Source organism: Kitasatospora sp. NPDC090091 (genome assembly GCF_044747365.1).
In the GTDB taxonomy this organism is placed as follows: Bacteria; Actinomycetota; Actinomycetes; order Streptomycetales; family Streptomycetaceae; genus Kitasatospora.
On sequence record NZ_JBIVDY010000010.1, the window covers coordinates 25,305 to 39,080 of the forward strand.

Here is a 13,776-nt window from a genome sequence, read left to right on the forward strand (position 1 = left end):
GGACCCGGGACCGCGGGCGTACGACCCCGCACACTCACAGCGTTACGGCCGCTACGCGTCCTCCCAGCGGAAGAACCGCCAGGCGATCGCGGTGACGACGACGGCGAAGGCCAGCAGCCCGCCCATGGCCGGCAGCGCGTCCATCACGCCGCCGCCCCGGGACAGCACCGACTGCGCGGCGGTGACCAGGTGCTTGAGCGGCAGTGCGTTGGAGATCGCCTTCAGCCAGCCCGGCATGTCGTCGGTCGGGAAGAACGAGCCGGAGAGGAAGGACATCGGCAGCACGATGATCTGCGAGATGCCGTTGGCCGCCTCCTCCGTCTTGGCGAGCGACCCGGCGAGCAGGCCGATCGACATGAAGGCGACGGTCGCGCAGACCACCAGCGGGATGATCAGCCACCAGTTGCCGGTCAGTTTGAGCCCGAAGAACGGGGTGGTGGCGACCACGAGGAAGATCGCGGTCTGGGCCAGCGCCGTGATCACCGAGACGGCGACCCGGGAGGAGATGATGGCCCCGGCGCTCACCGGCGCCAGCCGCAGCCGGCGCAGCACCATCTTCTTCCGCCAGGACACCAGGGTCAGCGAGGCGCTGAACACCGCACCGGTGGCCACCGCCCAGCCCAGCAGGCCGGGGGTGAGGAACTGGATCGGCTTCAGCGACTCGTCCTCGACCCGGCTCACGTCCAGCGAGAAGGCCGGCGGCTTGCCGGTGGCGGCCTGGTTGGCCTGCTGGACGACCGAGTTGACGATGCCCTGGACGGAGCCGGCGCGGACCTGGTCGGCGGCGCTGAACCGCAGCACCACCCGGCCGTCCGGGCCCTGGGTGATCACCGCGTCGAGGTCGCCCTTGCGGACCTTCTCGACGGCGGCGGCCTCGTCGTCGGTGCGGCTGATGGTCAGGACCTTCTCCAGCTCGGCCCGGCCGTCGCCCTGCACCGCGTCGAGCACCTGGACCGCGCCGACCTGCGCCACCTTGGCGTGCGGGCTGCTGGCGCCCTTGAGGAGGGTGCCGAACAGCATCAGGAACATCAGCGGGAAGAGGAGCACGAAGAAGACGGCGGCCTTGTCGCGGAAGAAGGCGACCAGCATCACCCGGGAGAGGCTCGCGAAGGCGCTGACCCGCTCGTGCTCCGGCTGTCCGCCGGGCGGGGTGGGGCGGGCGGCTCCGCGCTGGGCCGGGACGGCCGCCCCGCGGGTGCGTTCGTCGGCGGTCATGCGCGGTACTCCCGTCCGGTGAGCTGGAGGAAGACGTCCTCCAGGGTGGCGCCGCGGACCTCCAGGCCACGCAGGGCGTTCTGCTCGGCCAGTACGGAGAGGACCGGGGCCGGCAGGCGGGTGGAGACGGAGAGCGAGACGCCGTCGTCGTCCACCGCGGCGACCTCGGCGCCGGCCGCGGCCAGCAGCTCGCGGGCCCGCTCGGCGGTGAGCAGCCCGGACTCCACGCTGATCCGGACGGTGTCGTCGATCTCGCGGACCAGGGTGGCCGGTGCGCCGGTGCGCAGGATCTTCCCGTGGTCCATCACCGAGACGCGGTCGCAGAGCACCTCGGCCTCGTCCAGGTAGTGGGTGGTCAGGACGACCGTGCGGCCCTCGGCGTTGATGGTCCGCAGCAGGTCCCAGAGGTTGCGGCGGGCCTGCGGGTCGAGGCCGGTGGTGGGCTCGTCCAGGAAGACCAGCTCCGGGTCGTGGACCAGCGCGCAGGCGATGGAGAGCCGCTGGGCCTGGCCGCCGGACATCTTGTCGGTCATCACCCCGGCCGACTCGGTCAGGCCGACCCGCTCCAGCATCGCGTCCGCCCGCTTGGGGCCGACGCCGTAGAACGAGCCGAAGCTGCGGATGGTCTCACGTGCCGTCAGCTTGTTGAAGAAGGCCGAGGCCTGGAACTGCACGCCGATGCGCGGCAGCAGCTTCTTGTTGCGCGGCCAGGGCGCCAGCCCCAGCAGCTCGATGCGCCCTTCGTCGGGCTTGCGGATCCCTTCCAGGATCTCCAGTGTGGTGGTCTTCCCGGCGCCGTTCGGGCCCAGGATCCCGTAGAACTCGCCGGCCTCGACGGTGAGTGACACGCCGTCGACCGCTTGTACGTCCCCGTACCGCTGACGGATCCCGTCGGCGGATATTGCTGCAGTCATGGACCCTGAGACTAGGGGCGCCGGGCACGTCGGGGCAGCGATCCGGCGCGATTTGAAGATCATTTTCCCAAAGTGTGCCCGAGTCGTGTCCGGCCGGGCCCCTGGCCGTCCCGTCGCGTTGCTCCGGCCGGAGCCGGACAGGGCGTGCTGCCCCGTCCGGCTCCGGCCGAGCGGCGGCTCAGGCGCGGTGCACGCTGATGGTGGTCCAGGCCCCGATGTGGATCCGGTCCCCGTCGTTCAGCGGGATCGCGGTGTGGGGGGTGACCGGCTCGGCGCCGCCGTTCACCGTGGTGCCGTTGGTGGAGTCCTGGTCGACCAGCACCCAGCTGCCGTCCGCCTGCTCGGCGAGCAGTGCGTGCTGGTGCGAGGCGCCCGGGTCCTCCGGCGGGACGGAGAGGTCGATCTCCGGCACCGTCCCGCGGTGCTGGCTGCGCCGCCCGATCCGCAGCTGGCCGCGGCCGGTCAGCGGGATGCGCCGCTCGGGGCAGTACGGCGGGAAGAACAGGCCCGCCGCCTCCGGGCCGCTGCGGGCCATCATCTCGGTGAAGTAGTCGCGGTCGGCCGCGACCACCGCGATCCAGTTGGACCGGACCGGCTCCGGCGGAGCGGCCGGCGGCTGCTCCGCCTGCGGGGGCATCGGCGGGGCCAGGTTGAACGAGGTGCCGAACTCGCCGCCGCGCCCGGTCGGACCGGGCTGGGCGTAGACCGGGCCGGACTCCTCGCGCGGCAGCGGCTCGGGGTAGGCCGGCTCACCGAAGCCCGGCTCGCCGAACCCCGGCTCGCCGTAGCCCGGCTCCCGGTAGCCCGGCTCCTGGTACGGGGCGCCGGGTGCGGGCGCGGCCGGCGGGTAGCCGTAGCCGGAGGGCGCACCGCCCGGTTGGCCCGGCGACGGCTGGACGGGCTGCGGCTGGGCGTGCGGCTGCACCGGCGGCTGGAGGTGCGGGGCCGGCGGCTGCGGGCCGCCGTACGCCGCGGGGATGTTCAGCGGGGCCGGAGCCGGGGCGGGCCCGGGCACCGGGGCGCCGGCGGCCGGGGGCTGGCGGCGCGAGGGCGTGGAGAGGTCGTAGTCGTACCCGCACTCCTCGCAGAACCGCCCGGTCTGCGGGCTGCGGCAGATCGGGCAGACCACCAGGCCCTCGGTGAGCTCCGGGTACGCCGGGGCCACCGGCGGCGGCACGGCACCCGGCGGCATGGCACCCGGAGGCATGGCACCCGGCGGCGGGGGCGGCGGCGGGTACGCCCCGCCGACCGGACCGGCGTGGCCGTGGCCGTGGCTGTGGCCGGCGGGCGGAGGGCCGGGGTTGGCGGGCGGCGGCGGTGGCACCGGCGATGTCATCGGCGGCGTCATCGGGAAGCCGCAGAAGTCGCACCAGTCCTCGGCCTGCGACTCGTGGCCCCTCGGGCAGATCGGCATCAGGTCCCCCCTAAATTCCAGCCAGCTGGGGCGGTGTCCGGCCGGGCCCCGGCCCGGTCAGCTCTTCAGCGGTCACTTCTTCACACGCACTGTCTTGGTCGACCGGGTCTCAAGGGTCATCGAGTCGGCCTCGCTAACGTTCTTACGGAACCGAACCGTACCCTCCTTGGGGTCGACCACGTCGACCACCTTCTGCAGCAGCTTGAACGTGCCCTCGTTGCCGGTGGCGTGGGCGATCCGAACGGCCGCCCCCAGCTTGGCCGTGGCGCGGTCGACGTCCCCGGCGCGGTGCGCCTCCAGGCCCTCCTGGATGGACGAGGCCAGCTCGGCCTGCCCGGTGTAGTGGGCGACCTGCGGGCTGATCCGGGTGGACGAGGCCAGGTCGTCCGTCCAGACCGCCTTGACCAGGCCCTGGGAGAGCACCTCGGCGGTGGCGCCGGCCTGCGGCGGCAGCACCAGGCTGACCCGGGCGGCGAGCATCTCGTTGCCGACGGCGGCCGCCGGGACCTCGACGCAGACGTGGTAGTCCCGGCTCTCGTCCCCCCAGGAGCCGGTCGGGTAGTCGCCCGCCCGGAGCCCCGCCTCGGTGCGGCGGCCGGTGAGGTCCTCCACCGAAGGGGCGACCTGCTTGACGAACCTGACCACCGCGTTGGCCGGCGTCCAGATCCGCAGCGCGACGTCGGCCACCTGCTTGCCCATCGCGCCGGCCATCATCGAGCGGAAGTCGTCGGCCAGGCCGGCGGGCTCGGCGACGATGTCGACGGTGCCGAGCAGCGCGGAGGAGATCTTGCGCAGCTCGTCGACCCGCCAGTCGGTGCCGACACCCCGGCAGTCGGCGGTGAAGTGGCCGGTGACCCGTTCGATGGTGCGGTCCAGGTCGGCCGTCGCCTCGTGCTCGTTGTTGCCGTCAGTGAGCAGGATGGCGTGCCGGATGGCGATGTCACGGCGGGTCAGGAAGAGCTGGTCGGCCTTGGCCAGCCAGGTGCCCATCGCGGTGCCGCCGGCGGCGTTCAGGCGGCGCAGCGCCTCCTTGGCCCGGGCCCGGGTGTCCGGCGAGGCGATCGCGAGGGTGCCGTCGCCGGGGAAGACGTCCCGGGCCTCGTGGGTGCCGGCCACCACGGCGAAGGCGACGCCGTCGCGGACGGTGTCGACGGCGGCCGCGGTGGCCTCCCGGGCGCCGCGCATCTTGCTGGCCGGGTAGTCCATCGAGCCGGAGCAGTCCACCATGATCACCACGGCGGCGGACTGCGCGTCCGCGCCGGACGGGCTCGCGTCGGCGACCCCGAGCGGCCGGCCGCCGGAGGTGCCGCCGCCGGTGGCGGTGACGGTGACGATGGCGTTCACCTCGCGGGCGCCGTCCGCGAGGAACTCGTTCTGGAAGATCTCGACGTCGAACCTGGGCAGGTTCGGCTTCGCGAGTGTGGCCATGGGCCGGTGGCTCCCGTCGGGTGGTCGGATGGTGCGAGCGGTCGGTGGCGGCGGGCGTCAGCCCACCGGGGGGTGCGGCGGGCGCGGCGGCGCGGCCGGCGGGCCGGGCGGGACCGGCGGCAGCGGGGCGGCGGGCGAGCCGATCACCGGCAGGTCCGGCAGCGTCGGGTCGTGGTCCTCCTCCTCGGCGGCCCCGGTCGGGCCCCCGCCGGGCCGGACGACCGGCAGGTCCACGGCGGTGGCGGTCCGGGCGGCCTCGCCGGCGGCCGGGCGCTCCGCGCCGGCGAGCCCGACCGGCGGGTCGATCGGCAGGACGGCGACGGTGATGTTGTCGTGCCCGCCGGCGGCGACCGCGAACTTCACCAGGCTCTGGGCAGCCGCGAGCGGTTCGGTCCGGGCGTCCGGGCGGACGTAGTACGCGAGGTCGGTGGCGGCCTCGGCGTAGTTCCAGAGGCCGTCGGTGCAGATCAGCAGCACCCCGGGGACGTGCGGGGTGAAGTCCAGCGTGTGCGGGACGACCTCCTCGGCGTCGGCGCCGAGCCAGCCGGTGATGGCGTGGGCGCGGGGGTCGGCGTACGCCTCGGCCTCGCCCATCAGGCCGGCCTCGACCATCCGGGCCGCCCAGGAGTCGTCCTGGGTGAGCCGGAACGGCTCGGCCGAGACCCGGTCGTCCGGGATCCAGTACGCCCGGGTGTCGCCGACCCAGCCGATGGTGACCCGGCCGCCGGCGGCGACCGCGCTGACGTAGGTGCAGGCGGGCGCGTTGATGTCGGGCCGGCGGGGCGAGGCACCGTCGGCGGCGAGGCGGGCCACGGCGGCGGCCGCGTCGGCGATCGCCTGCCGCATCGCGGCGTTGGGGTCGCGGCCGGCCTCCAGCGCGGTGAGCAGCGACTCGGAGGCGGCGTCGACCGCGGTCTCGGAGGCCTCGTCGGGCCGGTCGGAGGAGGAGACGCCGTCGCAGACCACGGCCACCACGACCGGCTCGCCGCCGGGCAGCGAGCTGGCCGCGACGGTGAAGGAGTCCTCGTTGCGGTGGTGGCGCACGCCCCGGTCGCTGACCCCGGCGACGCCCGCGAGGGCCTTCTCCATGTGGTCGCGCGGGCGCGGCTGGGCGCGGCCGCAGGCCTCGCAGTAGCCGTCGGCGGTGACCTGCGGCACGCCGCAGTGCGCGCAGGCGGGCCCGCTCTGGGCGGGCACGGCGAGCGTCGGCGGGTGGTCGGCCCCGCCGGGGGCGGCCGACCAGCTCGCCGGCATCGCGCCGGCGGCGGGTCGGGCGTCCCGGCCGTGGCCGCAGGAGCCGCAATAGACGTCCTCCGGGTCCAGCGGCTCGGAACAGCTCTGGCACACGGTCTGCTGCGGCATCGGCTACACCCACGTCCTGGGGCGGACGCGGTTGGCCCGCTCCACCATCTCGATCCTGGTCTCGGCCCGGTCGGCCAACCGGGCGAGTATCCGGTATGACTGCTCCAGCGCGAACCGCAGTTCCCGCTCCACCGCAGGTCGTCCCAGCACCTTGACCTCGCCGGTGGCCCGGCCGAGGCCGGTCTCGCCGGGCGAGCCCGCGGCGACCCAGCCGAGTGCGGCGCCGAGCACCTCGACCGAGAGCTCCTCGCGGCGGCGGTCGTCCAGCCGGAGCGCCGTCAACTGGTCGGAGCCGGCGCCGAGGTCGGGGCCGAGCGGGTCGGTGGACGGCCGCTCGCGCAGCCGGGCCCGGACGGCGGCGATCCGGGCGGCGGTGTACTGGCTGGAGGTGGCCGGCACCGACTCCAGGACGGCGACCGCGCCCGCCCGGTCGCCGTCGGCGAGGCGGACCCGGGCCAGCCCGAAGGCGGCGCTCAGGTAGGCCTGGTCGGTGGTCCACACCAGCCGGTAGAACTCGGCCGCGTCCGCGCCGTCGCCGAGAAGTTCGGCGCAGATGCCGAGGGCCAGCTTGGGGGCGCACTCGCCGGGGAAGGCGTCGTAGACGGCGTCGAAGGCCTCGGCGGCGGCGCGGAGCCCGTCCTCGTCGGCGGTCTCGCCGGCGGCCGCGACCAGCGCGGCGAGCCCGCGGTACCAGACCACCCGCCAGTCGTCCGGGTGGTCCTTCTGCAGGGCGGTCAGCGCCTCCTCGGCCGGGGCGCCACCGCCGAGTTCGAGGTGGGCGCGCAGCTCGCGCAGCCGGCGCTCGACGGAGTCGGCGGGCGCGCCGGCCAGGGCGGCGAGCGCCTCCTCCGGGTCGGTGGCGAGCAGGGTGGCCAGGAAGCCGGCGTTCGGGTCGGCCGGGTCGACCCGCGGGACGGGCAACGCCAGCGCGGCGGCGGCCGGGTCCAGCGCGGTCACCCGCAGCTCGCCGGGGGTGCGGGGCGGCTGCACCAGTTCGGTGTCCACCACCCGCAGCTCGGGGCCGAACAGGGTGGACAGCGCCGGGCGCGGCCGGCCGTCCTGGAGCGCCAGCACCTCCCGGAGCACGCCGGTGAGCTGGTCGGCCATCTCCTCGGCGGAGGCGAACCGGCGGGCCGGGTCGCGGTCGGTGGCGCGGACCAGCAGGCGGTAGTACGACTCGTACGCGGCGAAGGCGGGGACGGTCTCCGGGCCGGGCAGCGAGTCGCGGTAGGTGGTGCTGTAGCCCTGGAAGTCGAAGCTGAGCACCGCCAGGGTGCGGGCCACGGTGTAGAGGTCGGAGGCGGGGGAGGGGCCGTCGGTGGCGATCTCCGGGGCCTGGTAGCCGATGGTGCCGTAGATCGGGCCCTCGTCGTCGAAGCGGCGGACGGCGCCCATGTCGATGATCTTGAGGCTGTCGCCGCTCTGGATCACGTTGTCGATCTTGAAGTCGCAGTAGACCAGGCCGCGGCCGTGCAGGTAGCCGAGCGCCGGCAGGGCCTCCAGCGCGTACGCGATCGCCTGCTCCACCGGCAGCGGCTCGCGCCGGTCGTCCGGGGTGCGGCGCGCGTTGGCGATGTCCTTGAGCGACTTGCCGCCGACGTACTCCATCACGATGTAGCCGTCGGTGGCGCCGGTGCGCAGGTCCGGGTGCTCCGCGAAGTTGATGATGCGGACGATGTTGGGGTGGTCCACCTCGGCCAGGAACCGCCGCTCCGCGACGGCCGCGGCGAGCGCGTCCTCGTCGCCGGTGTCCAGCAGGCCCTTCAGCACCACCCACTTGTCGTTGACCCGCCGGTCCACCGCCAGGTAGATCCAGCCGAGCCCGCCGTGCGCCAGGCAGCCCACCACCTCGTACTGCCCGCCGACCAGGTCCCCCCGGCGCAGCTTGGGCGTGAACGAGTACGGCGTGCCGCACTTGGTGCAGAAGCCGTCCGGACGGCCCTTCCGCTCGCCCTTGGTCCGGCCCACCGGGGAGTCGCACTTGGAGCAGAACCGCTTGCGCTCCGGCACCTGGGGGTCGGCCATCACCGCCTGCAGCGGGTCGGCGCTCGGGACGGTCGGGACGGTCACCAGGCCGGCGCCGAGCCGGTTGCGGGTGCCGGCGCTGGTGCTGCGGCGGGAGCTGACCACCGACACCGAGCGGCTGCCGTCGGTGCGGGTCGAGCGGTGGTCGCGGGAGCGGCCGGACATCGAGCGGGCCGAGCCGGTGCGGGTGGAGCGGGCCGAGTCGCGGGCGACCCGGGCGGAGGGCACGTGGGGCTGGGTGAGCCCGGTGTCGGTGCCGGGGGCGGCGAGGCCGCACTCGTCGCAGTAGCCGTCCGGGTCGATGGTGCCGGAGCACTCGCGCGGGCAGGGGGAGCCGGGAGCCGGTGCCGCGCCGGTGCCCGTGCCCGCGCTCGGGCCGGTGTCGTCGCCCGCGCTCGTGCCCGTGGTACCCGTGGTGCCCGTGCCCGCCGGTGCGAGCCCGCACTCGTCGCAGTAGCCGTCCGCGTCGACCGTCCCGCCGCCGGTGCACTCCGGCCGCTCGCACGCCTCGCCCATGAACCTCAGCCCCCCAGTCCGTGTTCCTGTGCCTGTCCGTCGACCGGCGCGCCGCCGCCGGGCCGCTCGACCTGCGCCGGCCGCAGCGACTGCTGGAAGCGGGACACCGCCGCCGCGGCCGCCCGCAGGTCGCAGGGTGCGCTCCAGAGCAGCCAGCGCGCCTTCTCGTACCGCTCGACCACTTCCGGGTCCTCGGCCACCCGCAGCCGGGCCGCCATCGCCTTGTACGCGTCCAGCCGCCCGCGCAGCTCGGCCCGGACGGCCAGCGGCTGGGTCACCTCGGTCAGCGACTGCCGGGCCCGGGTCAGCTCCTTGGCGGCCGCGTCCTCCAGCGCGTCCAGCAGCGGCGCCAGCCGGTGCCACTGGCCGCCCTGGCGCAACTCCAGCGCCAGCACGATCCGTTCGCGCAGCGCCGAGGCCGGGCCCGGCACCGCGGGCACCTCGGTGGCGGCTATCTTCGCCAGCACCTCGCCGCGCGCCCGGCGCGCCTCGGCCAGCGTGGCGTCCGCCCGCTGGAGCAGGTCGCCGACGCCCTGCAGCCGCTCCTCGGCGTCGTCGCGCAGCCGCAGCAGGTCCTCCAGCTCCAGCCGGACGCCGTCCAGCGCCCGGCCGGCCCGGTCGAACCGCTCGGTGTCGACCACGCCGGAGGGCGTGGCCAGCGCGGTGCCGTCCGGGACGGTGCCCCGCTGCGCGGGCACCCGGGCCGGCCGCCAGAGCGCCAGCGGGTCCCCGCGGACCTCGGTCCGCAGCCCGGTCAGATCGGCCCCCAGCCCGGCCAGGTCGTCGCCGAGCGGGTGGCTGCCGGGGTGCACGCCGAGCGAGCCGGCCAGCGTCTGCACCCGGCGCAGCTCGGCCAGCAGCAGGTCGATCCGGGCCGGCAGCGCCGACCAGACCGCGTCCGCGGCGCAGACCACCTCCAGCACGGTGGCGTACCAGGAGTTCATCCGGACCATCAGGTCGTCCAGGCTGACCCGCTCGACCAGCTTGGCGGGCGCGCCGAGCAGCTGCGGGCCGTCCGGCACGGCGCCGCCGGGCACGGTGACCGCATCGCCGGTCAGCAGCTCGCTCAGCTCGGCGAGTTCGGCCGCGCCCGGCCGGGCTTTACGGGCCCGCACCGCGCGGGCCGAGGCCAGCGCCTCCGAGTACCGGTCGAACAGCGCCCAGAGCAGCGGCAGGCCCTGTCCGGCGACGGCCCAGCGCTCCTGGGTGCGCCCGGTCAGCTCGGCGCCGTCGAGCAGCCGCAGCCCCGCGTGGTCCTGGAGCGAGAGCAGCGCCGCCTCGACCGCGTCGCGCTCCGCGCCGAGGCGCGCGAGCGCGCGGTCCACCTCCTCCCGGCTCAGCACCGGGCCAGCAGAAGCCGCCAACGCCGTCTCTCCTTCGTCGTCCTGGTGGTCCGTCCCGGACCGGTTCCCGACCCTAGCCTGCGGCCTCCGGGCCCGGTCCGGGCCGGTCGTCAAGGGGCCGTCGAAGCGCTGCCGGGCGCCCCGGCGGCCCGCCGCTCAGTGCTGCACCGGCCAGTAGTGGTCGGCGTCGTTCAGCAGGTACGGCTTGAGCCAGCGGTCGTACGTGCCGCGCCAGGCGCCGCTTCCGTAGTAGTCGGCGAGCACCTGGTTGACCCGGGCGGTCAGGTCGGTGCTGGTCTTGAGCATCGCGATGCCCATCACGCCCGGGCGGACCTCGCCGTCCACCACCCGGACGCTCTGGTCCTGGGCCGCCTGGCTGGCCGCCAGGGCGTCGTCGGTCATGGTGGCGTCGACCTTGCCGAGCTGCATCAGCACCAGGCAGTCCAGGTTGTTCTCCGGGGAGACGACCTGCTTGACCGGACGGTTCTTCAGCTCGTCCTGGGCCGAGGAGCCGGCCGCGGCGCAGACGGTCGCGCCGTTCAGCGCCTCGTCGAGGTTGCGCGCCGGGGAGGACTTGGGCACCACCACCCGCTGGCTGGTGTTGAAGTACGGACGGGAGAAGGCCACCTGCTCCAGCCGGTCGCAGGTGATCGTCATGGTGCGGACGATCAGGTCGACCCGGCCCTCCTGGATGAACTTGATCCGCTCGGCGGTGGGCACCGCCTTGAGCGTCACCTTGTCCGGGTCGCCCATGATCGCGGTCCCGATCGCCCGGGCGAGGTCGATGTCGAAGCCCTCGATCTGGCCGGTGTCCGGGTTGCGGGAGCCCCAGCGGTAGCTGTTCAGGTCGATGCCGATGACCAGGCTGCGCTTGGCCTTGACGGCCTTCACCGCCGGGCCGTCCTCGCTGCTCGGCGGGACGCTCCGGTAGACGTCGCAGTCGCCGGCCTGCTCCTGCTGCCCCCGCTGCGGCGCCTGTGTCGCCTGCTGCGCCCCGGGCAGCACCGCGCCCTGCGGGCTGCCGGCGCCGAGCACCGCCGCACAGGAGGCCAGCAGCGCCACCGCCGCCACCGACCGGGCCCGTCCGCTCCTGCCGCTCTTTCCGTGCATCATGTCCGTTCCCCCCTCTACCGGTACTCGGCCAGCCGCCGGCCGAGGCCGCGGACCGCCGCGGCGGCCGCCACCAGGGCCAGCACCGCGACCGCCACGGCGGCGGTGCGCAGGTCCCCGTCCGTTCCCTCGGCCGCCTGCCGGAACTCCTGGAGCTCGGCCCCGGCCGCCTCCGCCAGCTTCCGGTCGGCGGCGTTGAACGAGGCGTCGGCCGTCTTCGCCGCGTCCTCCGGCCTGGCGGCCACCGTGGCGTTCAGCGCCGCTTGGTAGTCCCCGTCGACGGTCTCCAGCTTGGTCGCTGCGGCGTGCTGGTCGCGCCAGTACCGGTACTGCTCACCCGCAGCGGCGACGGCGGCTTGGGCGTCGGCCGGGGCCAGCAGCTGGGCCTCCCACAGGGTGCCGGTCGGCTCGCCCCGGGAGCCCGTGCCGGACAGGTGCTCGCCGGTCTTCGACCAGAGGTCGGCGTACTTGGTGCTGGAGCCGCGCGCGACCAGGTGCAGGTTCTCCGCCAGCCGGGCGGTCAGCACGTCCACCCGGGCCGCGTTGAGCGCCCGCAGCGGGGCAGCGCCGCGCTGCTCGCTGCGCTGCAGCGCGGAGTCGGCGGTGGTGCCGGCCACGGTCAGCCAGAGGACGGCGGACAGCACGGCGGCGGTCGCGGCCACCAGCCCGACGTTGAACACCCGGTTGGTGCGCCGGAACAGCACCACCTGCACCCAGACCAGCACGGCCAGTGCCAGCACGCCCAGCCCGTACGCCGCCCACGGCACCGACCGGGCCGCGGCGTAGTCGTCCGCCAGCTCCTGGTTCTCGGCGGTGCTCAGCTGCGCGGCGGCCGGCAGCAGCACGGTGCGCATCTGGTCGGAGGCGTACCGCAGGTAGGCGCCGCCGAGCGGGTAGCCCACCCGGTTGTTGGCCCGCGCCGTCTCCACCAGGCCGGCGTAGACCGGGACTTGCTGGTTGAGCGTGGCGAGCCAGCCCTGGGCGGGGGAGGAGGCGGTGGTCCGTGCCGCCGCCTCGGCGATCAGCCGGGACGCCGTCGCGAGGTCCTGCTCGTAGCGCTCCCGGACGGCCTTCGGCTCGGTGCCGGCCAGCAGGAAGCCGGTGGCCGCCGTGGTGTCCGCGTCGGCCAGCGAGCGGTGGATGTCGGCGGCCGCCTGGCTCAGCGGCTGGCTGTACGAGACGACCCGCTCGGCCGCCCGCGCCCGGGCGTCGACCTGCCAGGCCGTGAGCGCGCCGAACGCGACGGTGACCACCGCCAGCAGCGCCCCGGCCAGCCGCAGCCGGCCCGGCGCCGTCCGGGTGGCCCGGTTCAGCCAGGCCACCGGACGTGGGCGCCCCGCCGCAGCGGTGCGCCCCACCGCGACCGGGTCGTCCGGCCGTGCCGGCGCGCCCGCCCCCTCCGTACGTACTGGTGTCGCCACCCCGCCTCACCCTCCCCTGTGGCCCGCCCCGTGGCGACGGGGCCCGGCCGTTGCCAGCAGTATGGCCGTCACTCCCCGCGGCCACACCCGACTTGCGCCGATCTTGAGCATCTTCGAGCCCGTCCGGGGCCGGGGGCGAAACGCGTTTCCGCGGGCGCCGCCGGGAGCCGTTCCGGGCATGCGGTCGAGCACTGTGGTCGAGCACTTCCAGGGCCCGCCGCCCCGGTGTGGGGCAGGTGGCGATCGGGTCGACGCCGGATGCACCCTATGTGGTTCCCCACACAGTCGGAGGGTGGGGGTCCGCTTGTGTCCGGTCCGAGTGGGCGGTGCTGCGGGGAACCGCCGCGCGCCGCCGTCCGTGGCCGCGCGCCGCCGCACGCCGTGCTGCCGGTGTCGCCGGTGTTGCCGCGATGCCGCCGCCGACCGGGCGCCCGCTCCGTACCATGGCGGTATGCGCCTGATGGGAACGATCTCCGCCGACCGCCCGCTCGTCGTCGTCGCCGTCCGGGAGGAGGCCGCCTACCTCGGGGACAAGCTCCCGGTGCTGCTCACCGGCATCGGCAAGGTCAACGCGGCCGCCGCACTCGCCACCGTGCTGGCCCGGGGCGAGCACCCCTCCGAGGTGCTCAACCTCGGCACCGCCGGCGCCCTGCGGCCCGGTTGGGAGGGCACCCACACCGTCACCCAGGTCATCCAGCACGACCTGGACAGCCCGGCCCTGGAGGAGCTCACCGGCCGCGTCTACGGCGCCCCGCTGGTCGTCGGCAAGGGCGAGGGCCCGATCCTGGCCACCGGCGACCTCTTCGTCTCCTCCGCCGCTGCCCGCGAGCGGCTGGCCGAGCACGCCGACCTGGTCGACATGGAGGGCTACGCCGTCGCCTCCGTCGCCCACCGGGCCGGAGTGCCGGTCCGGCTGGTCAAGCACGTCAGCGACGAGGCCGGCGACGGCGCCGCACACACCTGGCGCGAGTCGGTCGACGACTGTGCCCGCCACCTCGCGGACTGGCTGCACGGCCAGGGGTGGTGAC

General features: G+C 75.3%; 10 protein-coding genes. 1 reads left to right on the plus strand and 9 read right to left on the minus strand.

Features of this window, described 5'->3' with window-relative positions; all coding sequences use genetic code 11:
- Positions 1–51: 51 nt before the first annotated feature.
- The 9 genes from ACIPSC_RS18700 to ACIPSC_RS18740 form a co-directional block, all read right to left on the minus strand.
- The gene (locus tag ACIPSC_RS18700) at positions 52–1,215 is read right to left on the minus strand and encodes an ABC transporter permease (RefSeq protein ID WP_400826878.1); all 1,164 of its coding nucleotides are present in this window, start codon (positions 1,213–1,215) and stop codon (positions 52–54) included.
- Positions 1,212–2,129, minus strand: a complete 918-nt coding sequence (locus tag ACIPSC_RS18705; RefSeq protein WP_400826879.1) for an ABC transporter ATP-binding protein — start codon at positions 2,127–2,129, stop codon at positions 1,212–1,214. The genes ACIPSC_RS18700 and ACIPSC_RS18705 overlap by 4 nt, the downstream gene beginning before the upstream one ends.
- A 178-nt stretch (positions 2,130–2,307) precedes the next feature.
- The gene (locus ACIPSC_RS18710; protein WP_400826881.1) at positions 2,308–3,543 is read right to left on the minus strand and encodes an FHA domain-containing protein; all 1,236 of its coding nucleotides are present in this window, start codon (positions 3,541–3,543) and stop codon (positions 2,308–2,310) included.
- 72 nt (positions 3,544–3,615) lie between these two features.
- Positions 3,616–4,971: a VWA domain-containing protein gene (locus ACIPSC_RS18715; RefSeq protein WP_400826882.1), complete on the minus strand. Its 1,356-nt coding sequence runs from the start codon at positions 4,969–4,971 to the stop codon at positions 3,616–3,618.
- Between the two features lie 57 nt (positions 4,972–5,028).
- Complete coding sequence (locus ACIPSC_RS18720) at positions 5,029–6,333, minus strand: protein phosphatase 2C domain-containing protein (protein ID WP_400826884.1); 1,305 nt, start codon at positions 6,331–6,333, stop codon at positions 5,029–5,031.
- Between the two features lie 3 nt (positions 6,334–6,336).
- Positions 6,337–8,874 carry a tetratricopeptide repeat protein gene (locus ACIPSC_RS18725; RefSeq protein WP_400826885.1) on the minus strand — a complete coding sequence of 846 codons (2,538 nt, stop codon included), beginning with the start codon at positions 8,872–8,874 and terminating at the stop codon, positions 6,337–6,339.
- A 5-nt stretch (positions 8,875–8,879) separates the two neighbouring features.
- The gene (locus ACIPSC_RS18730) at positions 8,880–10,238 is read right to left on the minus strand and encodes a hypothetical protein (protein WP_400826886.1); all 1,359 of its coding nucleotides are present in this window, start codon (positions 10,236–10,238) and stop codon (positions 8,880–8,882) included.
- A gap of 135 nt (positions 10,239–10,373) precedes the next feature.
- Positions 10,374–11,330 (minus strand): glutamate ABC transporter substrate-binding protein, encoded by a 957-nt coding sequence (locus ACIPSC_RS18735; RefSeq protein ID WP_400826887.1) that lies wholly within the window; start codon positions 11,328–11,330, stop codon positions 10,374–10,376.
- Positions 11,331–11,344: 14 nt separating this feature from the next.
- The gene (locus ACIPSC_RS18740; protein WP_400826888.1) at positions 11,345–12,649 is read right to left on the minus strand and encodes a hypothetical protein; all 1,305 of its coding nucleotides are present in this window, start codon (positions 12,647–12,649) and stop codon (positions 11,345–11,347) included.
- Between the two features lie 550 nt (positions 12,650–13,199).
- Here ACIPSC_RS18740 and ACIPSC_RS18745 point away from each other — a divergent pair.
- Entirely contained in the window at positions 13,200–13,775 is a 576-nt protein-coding gene (locus ACIPSC_RS18745) for a nucleosidase (RefSeq protein ID WP_400826889.1), read from the plus strand.
- Position 13,776: the final 1 nt, after the last annotated feature.

Coding starts and splice junctions, on each gene's coding strand:
- ACIPSC_RS18700 (WP_400826878.1), bottom strand. CDS start 1,215: ATGACCGCCGACGAACGCACCCGCGGGGCGGCCGTCCCGGCCCAGCGC.
- ACIPSC_RS18705 (WP_400826879.1), bottom strand. CDS start 2,129: ATGACTGCAGCAATATCCGCCGACGGGATCCGTCAGCGGTACGGGGAC.
- ACIPSC_RS18710 (WP_400826881.1), bottom strand. CDS start 3,543: ATGCCGATCTGCCCGAGGGGCCACGAGTCGCAGGCCGAGGACTGGTGC.
- ACIPSC_RS18715 (WP_400826882.1), bottom strand. CDS start 4,971: ATGGCCACACTCGCGAAGCCGAACCTGCCCAGGTTCGACGTCGAGATC.
- ACIPSC_RS18720 (WP_400826884.1), bottom strand. CDS start 6,333: ATGCCGCAGCAGACCGTGTGCCAGAGCTGTTCCGAGCCGCTGGACCCG.
- ACIPSC_RS18725 (WP_400826885.1), bottom strand. CDS start 8,874: ATGGGCGAGGCGTGCGAGCGGCCGGAGTGCACCGGCGGCGGGACGGTC.
- ACIPSC_RS18735 (WP_400826887.1), bottom strand. CDS start 11,330: ATGATGCACGGAAAGAGCGGCAGGAGCGGACGGGCCCGGTCGGTGGCG.
- ACIPSC_RS18745 (WP_400826889.1), top strand. CDS start 13,200: ATGCGCCTGATGGGAACGATCTCCGCCGACCGCCCGCTCGTCGTCGTC.